This is a genomic window from Vibrio algicola (assembly GCF_009601765.2).
In the GTDB taxonomy this organism is placed as follows: Bacteria; Pseudomonadota; Gammaproteobacteria; order Enterobacterales; family Vibrionaceae; genus Vibrio; species Vibrio algicola.
Genome location: NZ_CP045699.1, coordinates 1,537,719 through 1,555,004, shown reverse-complemented (window position 1 = coordinate 1,555,004; position 17,286 = coordinate 1,537,719). Strand labels below are relative to the sequence as shown.

The following is a 17,286-nucleotide window of genomic DNA, read 5'->3' as shown; positions in this document are numbered from 1 at the left end:
TTGTTTGATAAGATGAAAAAAACGGCTTAATGCGTTAGCATTAGGCCGTTTTTATTGAATTGTAAAATGGAATTGAAACTCAATGTTTTATGTCAATGGTAAGCCACAAACCGAGATCGCGATAAGCGACCGTTCATTTCAATATGGCGATGGTTGCTTTACCACTATGCTGGTGGTCAATGGACATATTCAGCATTGGGCTTTACACCAACAGCGTTTAGAACAAGCGCTATCAGTGCTGCAAATGCCACTCCCTGATTGGAAACAAGTCCAGCAGTGGCTAGCTATTGCGCTTGAACCTATTTTACAAGCCTCATTGGCATCATCAATTATACGAAGTGGGCTGAAATTACATATTAGCCGTGGATGTGGCGGACGAGGTTACAGTGCGATTGGTGCCGATACTCCTTTGATCACTATTCATACTTTTGATTACCCGCAACACTACCAAGCATGGCAGACAAATGGTATCAAACTTGGCATCAGTGATTTGTCGCTCGGCCTCAACCCGATGCTGGCTGGGATTAAACATAATAATCGTTTAGAGCAAGTGCTGATCAAGTCCAAATTTGCTCACACTTGTTATGATGATGTGGTGGTGTGTGATATCAATCAACAGGTGATCGAAACTAGCGCTTCCAATTTATTTTGGATAAAAAACAATCATCTGTACACGGCGGATTTGAGTTCTTGTGGTGTGACAGGTACGATGCGTCAGCAAGTTTTACCATTGGCCCAATCGTTCAACTTAAACGTTAACATGGCTAATTATGTGTTGGCGGATTTGCTCGGCGCTGACGAAGTCTTTATCTCCAATGCGCTGCATGGCATTGTACCAGTGGTGAAGATTGACACAGGCAATAGCCATTTAGCTAAAAAAGATAACCCGCAATATTGTTATCCCATTGGAAACCAAACACGTCAATTTCAGGAGAGACTAAATTCGTGATAAAGAAATTACTTATTTTACTTGTGCTATTAGCTGCAGCTGCAACCGCGGTGGTGTTCTATGCCAAAGCGCAAGTGCAACATTATATCGAACAGCCTGTTGCAGTGAGTTCGCCACAATTGTTAACCATCTCTCATGGCATGACGTTACGCATTGCATTGCGAACAATGGAGCAAGATAATTGGTTGCAATCAACGCCTTTTACTCGCTTATTGCCGCGTTTATATCCAAATTTGGTGCATCTGAAAGCGGGAACGTATCAAGTGATGCCAAAGCAATCATTAAAGTCACTATTAACCACAATGGTTTCAGGCAAAGAACATCAATTCTCCATCACCTTTATTGAAGGCAGCCGCTTTAATGAGTGGCTCCCGTTACTGAAAAATGCGCCAGGCTTAATCCATAAAACTCAAAACATGAGTGAAGCTGAAATTGCGCAATATCTTGGCGAAGATAAAACCAAATTAGAAGGTTTATTGTTAGCTGAAACGTACCATTACACCGAAGGCATGAGCGATCTCGAAATTTTAAAACGTGCTCATCATGCGTTGAACCGCGAACTTGATTTGGCATGGAAAAACCGTGAGAAAAACTTGCCGCTGAAAACCCCATATCAAGCACTCACGTTGGCTTCTATTATAGAAAAAGAAACCGCGATTGAATCGGAGCGTAAACGTATTGCATCGGTTTTCATTAATCGATTAAACCGCCACATGCGATTACAAACTGATCCTACCGTGATCTATGGCATTGGCGATAAATATGACGGCAATATTACGCGTAAAGATTTGCGCACCCCAACGGCTTACAATACCTATGTGATTAATGGCTTGCCACCAACGCCAATCGCAATGCCAGGAGTGGAATCTATCCAAGCGGCGTTAAATCCAGAGAAAAGCCATTATCTGTATTTTGTCGCCAGTGGTAATGGCGGTCATGTATTTACCTCATCATTGGCTGAACATAATCGAGCTGTACGCAGTTATCTTAGAACCTTAAAAGCGAATAAGAATAAATAATGAGTAATCCAAAATTTGTGGTAGTCGAAGGCTTAGAAGGGGCGGGTAAAAGTACCGCGATTAGTACCATTCTGGATGTATTTTCCGAGCAAGGTCTTGGTGATGTCGCCCAAACCCGCGAACCGGGTGGAACCGTGCTAGCAGAGAAAATGCGTAGCTTAGTTAAAGATGATCACGATGGTGAGCAACTGCAAGATATTAGTGAGCTATTACTCATATATGCAGCAAGAGTACAATTGGTTGAGAACGTGATTAAGCCTGCTCTGGCTCAAGGGCGTTGGGTATTGGGTGATCGCCACGATTTATCTTCTCAGGCTTATCAAGGTGGTGGTCGTAAGATCCCAGCTGACATCATGGCAAATTTGAAACAGATCACCTTAGGGGATTTTAAACCCGCTCTAACCTTGTATCTTGATATCGATCCAGAGCTTGGCTTACAACGCGCCAGAGGCAGAGGTGAACTTGACCGTATCGAAAAAATGGATCTGAGTTTTTTTGAGCGTGCCCGTGATCGTTACCTACAAGCGGCGCAACAAGATCCAACGATTATCACTATCAATGCCAATCAAGATTTAGAATCGGTGACGGCAGATATTCGCCATGCCTTAAATACTTGGTTTCAACACTCTATATCCGCTAACTAGGAGTACTTTTTGATGTCAGAATATCCTTGGTTAGTCTCTACATGGCAGCATTGGCAAGACCTTTTACAACAAGGCGCTTTGCCTAATGCCATATTATGCCAAGCCAAATCAGGCACTGGGATCGAGGATATTGTCGAAAAATTAGCAATGGCGGTGGTGTGCAAAAACAGCGAGCAACAAGCGTGTGGATTTTGTCATAGTTGTGAGTTGAGTAAAGGTGAAAATCATCCGGATATCCATTGGATCCGACCTGAGAAAGAAGGCAAAAATATCATCGTTGATCAAATTCGAGAAGCGAATCGATTAGCGTTAGAGTCGTCACAGTTGGGCGGTAAACGCATTATTATTATTTCACCGGCTGAAGCGATGAACGAGTCAGCGGCGAATGCATTATTAAAAACATTAGAAACCCCACCCGAGCAGTGTCATTTTGTTTTATTGACCACCGATAAATCCCGCTTATTAGCGACCATTACTAGCCGTTGCCAAACATGGTTGGTAGGTGCGTTGAATAAAGAGGCACTGTTGAGTTGGTTAAGCACTCAACCGACGCTCGACAATCAAATTCCGCCGGATTGGCAGCATATTAAAATGTACGCCGATTCCCCATTACTCGCGGTTGAGTTTATTAAACAAAAGAAAACTCAAGAATTTGAACAATTACAACGATTACTACTCAAGGTTGTACAAACCAAGCAAGTTAATATTACCGAGGCACAAACCTTATTCAAATTAGAACCGTTGGATAAAATTCGTTGGTTAACCTACATTTTGAGTGATGTGCAAAAATCTCATTTTGGAATATTAACCGAGATTAATAACTCCGATTTCATTCAACTATCTCAGCTTTTACCTTACCAATTGGCTTATGAGCAATATCATGCATTAGTGAAACTGCAGCAATTGCTTAGCACTTCCAGCGGGCTCAATACTGAATTGCTGATTGTCGATTGGCTGCTAAAGTTCACACTAGCTTAATGCTTAAACCTAGCTGATTTGAAAGGGTACGACTAAATGTACCGATTTTGCAGTGGCTAGGGTTTTGATTTAACGCGCCTCTTATTCTATTTTTACTTTTATTCATCTCTAATTTGGGAATGCACTCACATGTATATCGATTCACACTGCCATTTAGACAAACTTAATTATACTGATTTGCACCTTGATGTAGCCGATGTCATTGCCAAAGCAAAACAGGTTGGGGTAGAACAAATGCTGAGTGTTGGCGTGACCTTAGAAGCCTTTCCAAATATGCTTAACATGATCGAAGCGTTCGATAACGTGTATGCCTCTTGTGGTGTGCACCCACTCGATTGTGAAAGTGAATTTGATTACGCGCAATTTAAAGCATTTGCTGCCAATCCCAAGGTGGTAGCAATAGGTGAAACGGGGTTTGATTTTTTCTATCAACCTGAAACCGCTGTGCGCCAAACTGAATTATTTGAGCAGCATGTTGAATTAGCAGTAGAAGTCAATAAACCTCTGATCATCCATACACGTAATGCTCGGGCTGAAACGTTAGATCTGCTCAGAAATGGTCATGCTGAAAAATGTGGTGGGGTGATCCATTGTTTCACTGAAGACTTAGCCTTTGCAGAAGCTGCAATGGAACTCGGTTTTTATATTTCCTTGTCAGGCATTATCACCTTTAATCAAGCCAAAGAATTACAACAAGTGGTGAAACGTTTGCCTTTGGAGCGATTATTGATTGAAACTGACTCACCTTTCCTCGCACCGGTTCCGCATCGAGGCAAAGAAAACCAACCGGCTTATGTGGTCGATGTGGCTAAAAAGCTAGCAAAATTACAACAGTGTGATTTAGAAACTGTACAGCAAACAACCACGTTAAACTTTCAAGAATTATTTATTAATCGTCATTAATAACTGTTAAAAATTATAAATATCGTCTACTTTTTAGCCATCTCTCTGGTTTTTAAAATATGTGATCATGGTCACCTTTATTGATATTTAAAGCTTTTTTTCGATACAAAAATTAAATGAGATCAAAAAAAACACAGTCTTTACGCTTACGAGGGTTGAATGGTTTGACAAGCTATACAAGGGCGAATAAGGTACGCCCACTAGGTATTTTTGTAATATTTAGTAAACATAATTATAATTTAAGGAGTAAGGGGTTATGAAAGCCTTTTTTAGTAAATTATCGCAAGCTTTAATGCTTCCGATAGCGCTGTTGCCAGCAGCAGGTATTATGCTGGGTATCGGGGGAAGTTTCACCAATCAGAGTATGATTGATGCATACCAAATTTCAATTTTACAAAACGGTACGGTACTGAATAACTTCCTGCAAGTTATGACTGCTGCCGGTGATGTTGTTTTCGGTAACATTCCACTGCTATTTGCGCTTGCAATTGCCATTGGTTTTGCTCGTGCTGAGAAAGGTTCTGCCGCTCTTGCTGCTGCTATCTCTTACCTAGTAATGAACGTTGCTATTGCTAAGACACTTGCAGTATCTGGCATGGTAGATGGTAATACAGTGGTACTGATGGGGACCCATTATGCTGGTATTTTAGGTGATATTTTAGGTATCTCTAATACGTTAAGCATGGGTGTATTTGGCGGTCTTATTGCGGGTGGTTTCACCGTTCTACTGCATAATAAATACCATGATGTCGTTCTTCCAGATTACCTAGGCTTCTTTGCGGGTGCTCGTTTCGTTCCGATCATCTCTGCTTTTGCGGCATTGTTCTACGGTATCGCGCTTGTATTCATCTGGCCTTACATTGGCGCAGTATTCGGTTCTATCGGTGCTGCTCTTGGTGATATGACAGCTTCTGGCCACGGTTATATTGCTTCATTTATCTTTGGTATCGTTGAACGTTCTTTGATCCCTGTTGGTCTTCACCATGTATTCTACTTGCCACTATGGCAAACAGAGATTGGTGGCACTGCACACATTGCCGGTCACGTGGTTAAAGGTACGCAAAATATCTTCTTCGCTTCACTTGCAAGCGGCGATTACTCACAATTCTCTTCAACCAACTTTATGACGGGTAAATTCCCATTCATGATGTTTGGTCTTCCAGCAGCTGCGTACGCGATGTACACACTAGCCGATGATGCAAACAAGAAAGTAGCGGGTGGTTTACTATTCTCTATCGCATTAACCGCATTCTTGACAGGTATTACTGAACCAATTGAGTTCACATTCCTATTCTTGTCTGCACCACTTTACTACTTGATCCACGTGCCACTAGCGGGTATCTCGTTCATGCTTATGGACTTGTTAAACGTGAAAGTTGGTATGACATTTAGTGGTGGTTTCATTGACTTCAGCTTATTTGGTATGTTGCCAGGCTTAACGGGTACGGCAAACAATTGGTACTACATTCCAATCGTTGGTGCTTTTTATGCTCCAATCTACTTCTTCCTATTCCGTTGGTACATCGTGAAATTCGATGTTAAAACTCCAGGTCGTAAAGGTAGTGCGATTGCAGTGGTTTCTAAGAAAGATTTCCATGCAGCTAAAGCGGCAGAAAAATCAGGTAGCAGCGATACCCAAGTTGATGCCATGATTGAAGCTCTTGGTGGCGCAGACAACATCAACGATGTTGATGCTTGTATTACTCGTTTACGTATCAGCGTAAAAGATGGTAGTAAAGTATTAGGTAACGATCACTGGACACAAGAACTGGGCGCGAAAGGCTTAGTGAAAGTCGGTGATACGGCTATCCAAGCGATTTACGGCGCACAAGCTGCCAAATACAAAGCAGCGATTAACTCTAAGCTTGGTCGTTAATGAATGAGCTTTAAGCAAAAATATAAACGAACCGGTTCATTTGTCATCGATCTCGCTATTGTGCAGATGTTTGCCAAAATAGCGAGTGAGATCTACAGTGGGGTACTGGCGTATGCTTCCCAAGGTACAGGTGTCTCGGTTTCGTTTCATGATGCGATAGCCTTACCGGTTTTGCTGCTTATTATCATCAGCGTGTTGTTTATTACGATTGGCGTTTATATGGGGTATCACTGGCTGTGTTATCGATTGCTTGGCAATTCATTCTCACGATATTTTTTGCGTCTTTCGGTCGAGTCGTTAACCGATGAACCGATGACACAATCGCGCTACTTAAAGCGTGAATTTCAAAAGATATATTTAAGTGTGGCAACGTTAGGGGGCTATGTTTTATACAGTGGCGCTCAATACCTTACTCACTCAAATCCACCTTGGCATGATAAGAAGTTTTCGACCACAGTAGTTGAATATTGAGTTCGAATACTAAATCATTGCTATTGAGTTTATAAATAAAAAGCCCATTTCTTCAATCGAGGAAATGGGCTTTATTTTATATCATGTACTCAGTTTGAGTACTCGCTATTGGTTACTACTATTCATTGCTCTGCGGATACAAAGAGCAGCGCCGCCCCAAGTAATACCAAGACCAATGATCATCATAATAATGGCACCTGTTGTCATATTAGGCCTCTTTCTTGTTGGTTACGTTAATGATAATGGCGATGACTAGCATGGCAGCTAATAAGCCCCAGCCGAGTAACATCAAATCGAATTGCCCATAACCGCCATAACCTTCATTAACGGTATCAATGACTTTACTGCCAAAGATATAAGCAATAATGACAGGGCTTAGGAAACGGATACATAAATCAAACCAAACCCCAATAGTCACTTCCGATATCTTATTGGCATAATCCCGGATGTCGGCAACTTTAAACAACCAACCGACCAAGATTAACTCAATTAAACAACTAGCCAATAGAGCAATATTGTTGATAAAGAAGTCGACTAAATCCAATAGAAGTAGACCCCCGTTAGTGGCAAATGAAAGCGAGACTAATAGCCCTGTACCACACACGATGGATACCGCTTTTTTACGTGATAACTTAAGCTTATCAATAATAGATGATGTCACCGCTTCCATAATTGAAATATGCGAACTCAGGCCGGCAACCACTAATGCTAAGAAGAACAGTGGGCCTAAGATATAAGGTGCTGGCAGTAGGTTGATAGCGGCAGGAATGGTCACAAAGGCTAAACCAACCCCAGCGGTGACCACTTCGGTTAACTCTTTGCCTTGTCCTTGTGCCATATAGCCAAGCACAGAGAAAATCAAAATACCGGATACGATAGAGAAACCACAGTTAATCAATACTGTCATCAAAGCATTATTGGTGATGTCTGATTTTTCTGGTAGATAACTTGAGTAAGCCAGCATAATGGCGAAACCAACAGAAAGGGTAAAGAATATTTGCCCATAGGCAGCGGCCCACACGGTTGGGTCGCTTAGCTTGCTAAAATCAGGCTCAAATAAGTAGTTAAGACCATCAAGCGCACCAGGAAGGAACACCATACGACCAATCAGCGCCAAGACCATGATAAATAGAACGGGCATCATGATCTTGCCGGCACGTTCAATCCCGCCTTTAACACCACTGAAAAGTGCCGCAAAGGTAATGCCCCAAGCTACAATCATAGGAATCGCAATATGCCATTGCACACTCCCCAGTTGGCTTGGACTGTTACCATCACCGAGTTGTAGATATTCACCAAAGAAATAAGCGTTAGGATCAGCGCCCCAACTTTGATCGACCGCTAAACCAACATAAGAAATAGCCCAGCCGATGATCGCAACATAGTACACACCAATTACGGCGGCGATCATTACTTGAAACCAACCCAGCCACTCAAATTTAGCGTGGATTTTGGCTAATGTTTTCGGCGCTGAACCACGGAATTTGTGTCCCATGGTGAATTCTAAAATCATAAAAGGAATACCAGCGGTGAGCATGGCAAAAAGGTAAGGAATAAAGAAAGCACCGCCACCATTTTCATACGCCATATATGGGAAGCGCCAAATATTGCCCAAGCCGATGGCAGAGCCAACCGCCGCTAGAATAAAGCCCGTACGTGAGCCCCATTGTTCTCGTTTCATATTTACATCCTCTGTAGCGGTATTTATCCAAGTCAGCCGCACCGAATACCGTCGGTTTTTTATTCTAATTGGCGACTAACAAATCAGGTTATTATTCTAAATATTGTCAGTAGTAGCAGGAAAAAGCGCTGTTATGCACTCTCAGAGTATCGACCGATAAAAAAGAACGCAATAGGTAACTGTTAAGGTGTATTAATAGCAGTATAAAGTATTTATCTTGATATTTTTATCATGATGTTACATACAACCAACTAATTGTTAATTTTTAGTGTTATAAACTGCTTTTGTCGAATAAAGCATAAGATAAATATTGTTTAAATTGTCAGATTTATTGATGAATAAATAGCCAACATTTGAACTGATACGATATTTTATGCCAATTTATACTGAGTTAGTCGCGTAATGACTAGATAGTGAGCAGGATAGAAAAGTTATTTTATTGTTGTGATTTGCTCACCTCTTACTTGTTGATTCGTGTTAGAATTTCAGTTGTTTTTACCTCTAGGAGTATTATTATGAGTCGTGATTTTAAAATTGCTTTATCTGTGATTGGTAGCATTATGGTTTTCTTGGCAATTTTTGTCGTGATCGTTGCTACACATCGCTAAGCGTTTCTTTAGTTGATGTAACATGGAGGTTGTGTGAATAACAGTGGCGTTGTAACGGATGTAGATATTTCTGTCGATCACACGATCCTTAATAAGTATGCCAACGGACGGCATGCTTTAATCGCCCAAGGTGGTGGTCAAAAAGGTATTTTTACCACTGGAGTATTAGACAGTTTATTAGCGGCAGCCATTGATCCATTTGATGTTTTTTATGGTACATCCGCTGGGGCATTAAATGTTGCATCTTTCCTTTCGCGTCAATCTGGTCTAGGTAAAGCTTTCATTACTGATTTAACGACTCGCCCTGAATTTTTCCGCTTATTTTCTCATATCCGTAATAAACAACGACTCGATCTTGATTGGGCTTTCGAGCTTCTGCATACGCCTCAATATTTACTTGATATGGATGTGGCGCGTTTTTCTCTAGGCGAGCGGCAGGCTTATGCGGCGGTCACTAATGTCGCCAGTTTACATGATGAATATTTACCGATAATGACCACCAACTGGCGGGATGTCTTGCGAGCCACTTGTGCGATCCCTGGCTTATATCGTAAAGAAGTACAAATTAATGGTCAGTGTTATGTTGATGGTGGCGTGTCGGCATCGATTCCCACGCAAGAAGCTTGGCGACAGGGTGCGCGTATGATAAGTGTGATCCGTACCGAACCAGTTGGCTTGCCAATAGATATGGAAGAGGAAAGTCACGAATCTTTTCTTAATCGAGTGGGCTTAAATAATCATTTTGAAGCGATTCAAACACGGATCGTCAATCGAACCGCGGGGTGGCGCAAAGATTTTAGTGGATTTCTCCAGCAACGCATTGCGAAATCCCTTGAAATCGTAACTGACAAGCCAAAGCCGTTATTAAATGGTGGGCGCTGGTTATTCGGCGGCAGTGATGTGTACCGTTTGTGTCATTTAATGGGTGATCAGTTTGATTCCGGTTTGATGGATATGTTGATGGTGCATCATCAAACCTATTCGATGACACATAACTTTATGCTCAATCCACCCGATGATTGTTATGTACTGCAGATTGCCCCTGAGCAACCATTAAGATCCTCATCTTTATTGAGCAAGTTAGATGATCTCGAGTTCGATTATCAACTCGGAATAGAAGCGGGAAAAAAATACGTTGAATTACTGCTGAGCTTAGAGAGTAAACCGGATCTGATTCATTCATCTGCCTATATTCGAGACAATAAACGTTGGTTAGATAGCGAATAAATGTCGTTCAAAGATGATTTATTTTTGAGTTAAGTTAACCGTGTCGCAGAAACTAATCTGCTACTTTTCCCCGTCAGATTTTTATCCCACTATTAGCCCTATAACCTACTTAGTTAACTCTGAGTAGGAGGATGACATGCATCTAGAGGTCATTGAATACCAACCGTAGTAACTATCTAATTACTTTGATTGGGATAAGATCCAAGTTTTCCATCGCTAAGCGTAGTCAGGGAGTGAATATGGAAGAGCAACTTTTTTTAACCTTTGTTGTTATGAATACCCGTTTATTGAAGACCGGTGGGGCGGCTTCATTTCAATTTAAGCAACAGGGTGGTTTCATTGGTAACGATGATACTTGCCATTGGGTTTTACCGGATCCAAATAATGCTTTGATCACCCCATATTGTCAGATCACATTTAGCGATAAGCAGTATCATCTGGTGGACTTGCAAGGTGGTATTGGCATTAATAATCAAGAGCCTAAATTTGAGCAAAATAATACGACATTGATCCGAAATGGTGATGTTTTTCGCATTGGTTCTTACCAGATTAAAGCGCATGTCAAAATGGTTGAGGTCGAGGTAGAAATGATGCATGAATATCAGGCATCAAGTCAGCAATCCATTCAAACTCAACAGACAAGCCAAACAAGCACCACCCAATCTTATATCCCTCAATTGGATATGGAGGTGCCAGCAGCCAAAACAACGCTAATCCCGAGTGCCAAGGTAGAAGCCCCAACCGTTACTCAAGCGGCAGTATCTAACAGTGAGACACCACCCGAAACAGCGCCAACCACTTCTATTGAAGTAGAAGTACAGCAAAGTTCAGTGCACAAGGAGCAAAGCATGACGGTAACGGATAGCCAAACAGTCACCGATGTAAAAAAACAATCTTTACAGGCTTGTCTACAAGGCTTACTGGCCATACACCAAAGGCAAGATAGTCAATTTCATTTGTTAAACCGCAGTTTCCAACCGATCCAAGATAATCCGCTGCAAATGGGGTTAGGCTTAGAGGAAACAGAGGAAGTCATGTTTGGTGGCGAAAAGAGTCTATTTCATTTAGAACCAGCGCAAGCAATCAGTGAGAGTTTAAAATCGGTAGAGTCGCACAATGAGCGAGTCCATAAAGCCACAGCCACTGCACTGCAATATATCTTGAATGAATTGTCACCGGACACATTAAAAACCCGATTTGACACTTATCGTAAAAATGCACCCGCTAATGTCGATGCTGATGCGTGGGCTTGGAAGATGTATCAATCGTATTTTTCTGAATTGACATCAGGTCGCCAAAAGGGATTTGAAAAACAGTTCTGGGAAGTATTAGAGCAGTCTTATGATTCCTTGCGGCGTCAAGGCTCGTAAGCCATTTTAGTGCAGGTAACGCTAAAAAATTAAAAGTAAGAAAGGAGCTAATTTAGCTCCTTTTTGTTTGGTTTTACATTGAGTAATGTATTTTATTGGTATTATTCTACTTCAATAATACGCATACAGTTAGTTGAGCCAACCAGATCCATCACATCACCTTGAGTAATGATCACAATATCCCCTTTTACCAATAAATGCTTTTCTTTTAGAGTGTTAATCGCTTCGATAGCGCAAGGTAAACCGGAGCCTGCGTCGTTGTTGAAATATACGGGTGTAACACCACGATAAAGGGCGGCACGATTTAGGGTTCTTTCATTTCGAGACAAAGCGAAAATCGGTAAGCCTGAACTCAAACGAGACATCATCAATGCCGTGCGGCCAGATTCGGTTAATGAAATCATGGCGGTAATGCCTTGCATATGGTTGGCAGAGTACATGGTCGCCATCGCGATGGTTTCTTCTGCCGATTCAAACTTACGGTCTAATCGATAATTCGACACATTAATTGATGGCATTTTTTCAGCGCCAACACAAACTTCGGCCATTGATTTGACGGTTTCTATCGGAAATTGCCCTGCCGCAGTTTCAGCCGATAACATCACCGCATCAGTACCATCTAATACCGCATTGGCCACATCCATGACTTCCGCTCGAGTTGGCATAGGGCTGGTGATCATCGATTCCATCATTTGGGTCGCGGTGATCACGTTACGATTTAAGCTACGAGCGCGGCGGATCAGTTGTTTTTGCACACCGACTAACTCCGCGTCGCCAATTTCAACGCCGAGATCGCCACGTGCTACCATCACTACATCCGATGCTAAAATAATATCGTCCATCGTTGCTTCACTGACCACGGTTTCGGCGCGTTCAACCTTCGCTACCAATTTTGCTTCTAAGCCTGCGTCGCGTGCTAAACGGCGAGCGTAATGCATATCTTCGCCATTGCGAGGGAAAGACACCGCTAAGTAATCTACTTTGATTTGCGCGGCGGTTAAGATGTCTTGTTTATCTTTTTCGGTCAGAGCATCAGCCGATAAGCCTCCGCCTTTTTTATTGATGCCTTTATTGTTGGATAGAGGGCCGGCAACGGTGACTTCGGTATTTACCTTGGAGCCTTCAACCGACAACACTTTAAGTTGTACCCGACCGTCATCAAGCAGCAATATATCTCCCGCAAACACATCATTTGGTAGCGCTTTATAGTCTACACCGACGGCATATTGGTCGCCGAGGCCTTTGGCCATTTCACTATCTAAAGTGAATTTATCACCAATAGTTAATTGAATTTTACCGTCTTTAAATGTCGAAACGCGAATTTTAGGGCCTTGTAAATCCCCCAAAATGGCGACATGAATGCCTAAATTAGCGGCAATTGTGCGCACTTTCTCTGCGCGAATAATATGATCTTCCGCCGAGCCATGGGAAAAGTTCATTCGTACCACGTTGGCGCCAGCTTTGATGATTTCCTCTAGTACATTATCTTTATCGGTGGCAGGACCTAAAGTAGTGACAATTTTAGTACGTCTTAATTTTGTTGACATGAAAACTCCATTTTTGATTACAGCCCAAATGCCGATATGTTGGTTTAAAACATCGAGATAGACAGGTGAGCACACGAGTGAAATTATTCCCAAGTTATCATTAAACAAGCGTAATTTTGATGGGTAAATTATTATTTTGTGGCTTACATAGCATAGTTTATTTTAAAACAGCATAGTTTATTTTAATCGTGAAAATATGACTTTATCGTGAACATTTGTAACGGTTTAATCTGATGTGAACGATTCATTACCTTGTTTTAAACGCATGCTTGCATACATAAAATCAATGAGATTGAATATAAAAATGCTTATTTTAGGCTGAAAAAAAATTATAACGTGATACTTGTCACGCTCCGTTGCCTTTAGACTTCACAATTAGTTCGCAGTGTAAAAAAATTAGCTATTGGATTTCATTTGGAGTGCGTTATGTACATGGCTCAGCCTGGTCATATTGATCAAATTAAGCAGATAAACAGCGGTCGTGTCTATAAGCTGATTGACCAATATGGGCCTATATCGCGTATTGACCTATCCAAATTGAGCGGCTTGGCTCCGGCGAGTATCACTAAAATTTCACGTGAATTAGTGGATGGTCATTTAATCCATGAAACCGTGGTGCAAGAGTCGATTAGCCGAGGTCGTCCTGCGGTTGGATTGCAAACTAATAACCAAGGTTGGCAGTTTTTATCTATTCGTTTAGGCAAAGGGTATCTGATCATTGCGCTGCATGATTTAGGCGCAAAGGTGTTGGTTGAGCATCGAGTAACAATTGAAGAGCGAGATCAAACCTCGTTATTAGTAAGAATATTAGCCGAAATCGAACATTTTTTTGCACACTATGCTGATAAACTTGAGCGAGTCACCAGCATTGCATTGACCTTACCGGCACTGGTTGATTTTGCGCAAGGCACGGTGATCCAAATGCCGTTTTATCATATCCATAAACTGGCGTTAGGACCTGAAATTTACGATAAAACAGGACTGCCAGTTTTTATTGCCAATGACATGAGCGCTTGGGCATTAGCTGAAATGTTATTTGGTAATGCTCAAGAAGTGGATAACTCATTGTTGATCAGTAACTTTCAAGGCGTAGGGGCAGGGGTTATTTTAAATGGCCGTTTGATCTATAACCGTTATGGTAATATTGGTGAGCTGGGTCATATTCAAATCGATCCCAATGGTGCGGTTTGTCAATGTGGCAAAACGGGCTGTTTAGATACAATTGCTTCGGCCGAATCAGTGTGCACATCGGTGGTAACGCGGATTGCGAATGGTGAGCCTTCCTGTTTAGATATCAATAACATCAGCATGGAAACGATCTGTTCGGCTTCAATAAATGAAGATGCCTTAGCTAAGGGCGTGATTGAGCAATTGGGTCGAGATTTAGGCAAAGGCATTGCCATGATGGTGAACATCTTTAGCCCTGAGAAAATCTTACTTGGCGGCGCGCTTAATCATGCAAAGTCGATTTTGTATCCAGTGATTGTCGAGACCTTAAAGCAGCAAAGCTTGTACCCAGAACATAGGGAAGTACAATTGGCTGAAAGCCGTTTCTTTACCCAAACCACTATGCCAGGCGCAGCGTTAATCAAACAAGCTTTGTATAATGGCAGTTTATTACTCAAGGTAAGCGAAGGTTAAGAGTGTGTAATGGTAGGTGCTTTGGACGTAGCGCCGAGTTATTAAACAGAAATGCCAGCCTATCATCGGCTGGCATTTTGTTTCATTGACTCAGAAATAATAATGAGGCAAGTCTCGAGCTGATTTATTTAGGCTGAGCATCAATACATTGTCCGTGCACATCGCCACATTCATCACTGACTAAATAGAGATACAGCGGCATAATATCGGCCGCCGTTTTTAATAAATTTGTATCTTCTGCTGGGAAGGCAGAAGCGCGCATTTTAGTGCGAGTGGCACCTGGGTTAATCGCATTCACACGAACCTGAGTATCGGTTAACTCGTCGGCTAATGTCATCATCATGCCTTCGGTGGCAAATTTTGAAATCGCATAACTGGCCCAGTAAGCTTTGCCCACATGACCCACAGTGGATGAAGTAAACACAATACGACCATGCTCAGCCGCTAAGATCAAAGGTAAGACCGCTTGAGTCATCAACAATTGTGCTTTGACATTAATTTGCATCACTTCATCAAAGGTTGATTCTTCAATTTGTGCAAATGGGGTCAGGACACCTAACATTCCCGCATTATGTAATACCGCATCTAAACGACCAAATTGTTGCTTAATGGTCTCACTCATATCGATATAATGTTGCTTGGTCGCGCCTTGCATATCTAAAGGGATGATGGCGGCTTGCGGATAACCTTTGGCTTCAATTTCATCATACACAGAGGTTAATTTAGCCACGGTGCGGCCTAATAAAATCACGGTGGCGCCATGTTGAGCATAATGCAACGCGGCTTCTCTGCCGATCCCATCACCGGCTCCGGTGACTAAAATAACCTTATCTTCGAGTGCATTGGCGGGAATAGTGTAATTCACAACGTTTTCCTTATAGGCAGCCCGCAGAGCAGGCAGAGAAAAAATAGTAATAGAGACGAAAAAACACTCTATTTAATCGACGTTAAGTACAGAGCATAAATGGATAATTTGAGTCTAAAACTGCATCTTGACGTGCTTTCGGTATACAATACACCAATTGATTGGATATGAGGAAATGACATTGGAATTTTTGTTGGATTACGGATTGTTTTTAGCCAAGATCGTGACGTTTGTTGTCGCGGTTATTGCATTAATTGTTGGGATTAAACTGTTAGGCAGTAAAGGCTCTAGCGCCACTGGTGAGCTTAAAGTAACGGATTTATGCGAAAAATATAAAGATACCGTTGCTCAACTGGAAGATCATTTGCATGACGAAACCTATTTAAAAGCACGGGATAAAGCGCAAGCCAAAGCCGATAAAGCCAAACATAAACAACAAGCGAAACAAGCCAAAAAAGAAGCCAAATCGGGGGAGTTAACATCTGATCGTAAACCGCATTTATTTGTATTGGATTTTAATGGCAGTATTGATGCCAAAGAAGTGAGCAGTTTACGCGAAGAAATTACCGCTATTTTATCTGTCGCTAAGGCCGAAGATGAAGTGTTGCTTCGTTTAGAAACCGGTGGCGGCATGGTGCACGGTTATGGCTTGGCTTCATCACAATTGGATCGCTTGAAAAAGGCCAATATACCGCTCACGATTGCGGTAGATAAAGTTGCCGCTAGCGGTGGTTATATGATGGCGTGTGTGGCCGATAAGATTGTGTCGGCCCCGTTTGCAATAGTCGGTTCTATTGGCGTGATCGCGCAAATTCCAAACTTTCATAAAGTATTGAAGAAGAACGATATTGAGTTTGAACAACTCACCGCCGGCGAATACAAACGCACTTTGACCATGTTTGGTGAAAACAGCGATAAAGCACGCGATAAATTCAAACTCGAGTTAGAAGAAACGCATGTGCTATTTAAAGACTTTATTCATGAACATCGTCCAGCGTTAGATTTAGATAAAGTGGCGACAGGTGAACATTGGTTTGGTTCGAAAGCGTTCGAGCTTGGCTTGGTGGATGAGATCAAAACTTCAGATGATTTGATTATCGACGCGACCAAGCAAAAAGCCGTATTAGCATTGCACTATGTGAAGAAGAAGAAGCTGTCCGACAAATTTGCCGGTACCGCAGCCAAAACCGCAGACAATGTATTTTTAAAATTGTTATCGCGTGGTCAACGACCGATTGTTTAGAGACTGATTATTTAGCGGCGATCGCGAACGTTAAATCGCTCTATCTCGATTTAAATGGAATAAGCTCACAGATTTGTGGGCTTTTTTTTCATCAAAAAGTCGCATTATTTAAGTTTTGTGCCATTTTTATACTGTATCGTTTGTTTTCTTGAGTTAATGAAGATGTTTTAGCGCAAAAAAGCGTAAGGAAATAATTATTTTACCTGTTGATATAAAAACTTGAATTTTATCACAGTAACGTGCAATATCAGCCTCCCAAATTAA

The 17,286-nt window shown here is 41.8% G+C and carries 15 protein-coding genes; 11 read left to right on the top strand and 4 right to left on the bottom strand.

The annotated features are described in order from the left end of the window. The first annotated feature begins 82 nt into the window (after positions 1 to 82). From pabC to GFB47_RS07140, 7 genes are all read left to right on the top strand, one after another. Positions 83 to 949 (top strand): aminodeoxychorismate lyase, encoded by an 867-nt coding sequence (pabC, locus tag GFB47_RS07170; RefSeq protein ID WP_153447358.1) that lies wholly within the window; start codon positions 83 to 85, stop codon positions 947 to 949. Beyond that, the gene (gene mltG / locus GFB47_RS07165) at positions 946 to 1,968 is read left to right on the top strand and encodes an endolytic transglycosylase MltG (RefSeq protein WP_153447357.1); all 1,023 of its coding nucleotides are present in this window, start codon (positions 946 to 948) and stop codon (positions 1,966 to 1,968) included. The genes pabC and mltG overlap by 4 nt, the downstream gene beginning before the upstream one ends. Next, on the top strand, positions 1,968 to 2,612 hold the full coding sequence (gene tmk / locus GFB47_RS07160; RefSeq protein WP_153447356.1) for a dTMP kinase: 645 nt from the start codon (positions 1,968 to 1,970) through the stop codon (positions 2,610 to 2,612). Before mltG ends, tmk begins: the two co-directional genes overlap by 1 nt. A 12-nt stretch (positions 2,613 to 2,624) precedes the next feature. Continuing rightward, on the top strand, positions 2,625 to 3,590 hold the full coding sequence (locus GFB47_RS07155; protein WP_153447355.1) for a DNA polymerase III subunit delta' C-terminal domain-containing protein: 966 nt from the start codon (positions 2,625 to 2,627) through the stop codon (positions 3,588 to 3,590). 129 nt (positions 3,591 to 3,719) lie between these two features. After that, a complete protein-coding gene (locus GFB47_RS07150; RefSeq protein WP_153447354.1) occupies positions 3,720 to 4,493 on the top strand; it encodes a TatD family hydrolase in 774 nt (257 codons plus the stop codon). 256 nt (positions 4,494 to 4,749) lie between these two features. Beyond that, a complete protein-coding gene (locus tag GFB47_RS07145) occupies positions 4,750 to 6,369 on the top strand; it encodes a PTS transporter subunit EIIC (protein ID WP_153447353.1) in 1,620 nt (539 codons plus the stop codon). A gap of 3 nt (positions 6,370 to 6,372) precedes the next feature. Next, a complete protein-coding gene (locus tag GFB47_RS07140) occupies positions 6,373 to 6,840 on the top strand; it encodes an RDD family protein (RefSeq protein WP_153447352.1) in 468 nt (155 codons plus the stop codon). 105 nt (positions 6,841 to 6,945) lie between these two features. On the opposite strand, the gene GFB47_RS07135 is transcribed toward GFB47_RS07140, so the two are convergent. Together GFB47_RS07135 and GFB47_RS07130 are read right to left on the bottom strand one after the other, a co-directional pair. Continuing rightward, positions 6,946 to 7,047, bottom strand: a complete 102-nt coding sequence (locus tag GFB47_RS07135) for a MetS family NSS transporter small subunit (protein WP_153447351.1) — start codon at positions 7,045 to 7,047, stop codon at positions 6,946 to 6,948. A gap of 1 nt (position 7,048) precedes the next feature. After that, positions 7,049 to 8,521 carry a sodium-dependent transporter gene (locus GFB47_RS07130; RefSeq protein WP_153447350.1) on the bottom strand — a complete coding sequence of 491 codons (1,473 nt, stop codon included), beginning with the start codon at positions 8,519 to 8,521 and terminating at the stop codon, positions 7,049 to 7,051. 641 nt (positions 8,522 to 9,162) lie between these two features. Here GFB47_RS07130 and GFB47_RS07125 point away from each other — a divergent pair. Both GFB47_RS07125 and tagH read left to right on the top strand, forming a co-directional pair. Further along, positions 9,163 to 10,356: a patatin-like phospholipase family protein gene (locus GFB47_RS07125; RefSeq protein WP_153447349.1), complete on the top strand. Its 1,194-nt coding sequence runs from the start codon at positions 9,163 to 9,165 to the stop codon at positions 10,354 to 10,356. Between the two features lie 239 nt (positions 10,357 to 10,595). Then, on the top strand, positions 10,596 to 11,726 hold the full coding sequence (gene tagH, locus GFB47_RS07120) for a type VI secretion system-associated FHA domain protein TagH (RefSeq protein ID WP_153447348.1): 1,131 nt from the start codon (positions 10,596 to 10,598) through the stop codon (positions 11,724 to 11,726). Positions 11,727 to 11,827: 101 nt separating this feature from the next. Here the strand turns inward: tagH and pyk are convergent, their stop codons facing one another. Next, positions 11,828 to 13,273: a pyruvate kinase gene (gene pyk / locus GFB47_RS07115; RefSeq protein WP_153447347.1), complete on the bottom strand. Its 1,446-nt coding sequence runs from the start codon at positions 13,271 to 13,273 to the stop codon at positions 11,828 to 11,830. A 426-nt stretch (positions 13,274 to 13,699) separates the two neighbouring features. Here pyk and mlc point away from each other — a divergent pair, with 426 nt between their 5' ends. Beyond that, on the top strand, positions 13,700 to 14,914 hold the full coding sequence (mlc, locus tag GFB47_RS07110) for a sugar metabolism global transcriptional regulator Mlc (RefSeq protein WP_153447346.1): 1,215 nt from the start codon (positions 13,700 to 13,702) through the stop codon (positions 14,912 to 14,914). Between the two features lie 124 nt (positions 14,915 to 15,038). Here the strand turns inward: mlc and GFB47_RS07105 are convergent, their stop codons facing one another. After that, positions 15,039 to 15,779 (bottom strand): YciK family oxidoreductase, encoded by a 741-nt coding sequence (locus GFB47_RS07105; RefSeq protein WP_153447345.1) that lies wholly within the window; start codon positions 15,777 to 15,779, stop codon positions 15,039 to 15,041. A gap of 181 nt (positions 15,780 to 15,960) precedes the next feature. Between GFB47_RS07105 and sohB the strand changes: the two genes are divergently transcribed. Beyond that, a complete protein-coding gene (sohB, locus tag GFB47_RS07100) occupies positions 15,961 to 17,022 on the top strand; it encodes a protease SohB (RefSeq protein WP_153448180.1) in 1,062 nt (353 codons plus the stop codon). Positions 17,023 to 17,286 lie beyond the last annotated feature (264 nt).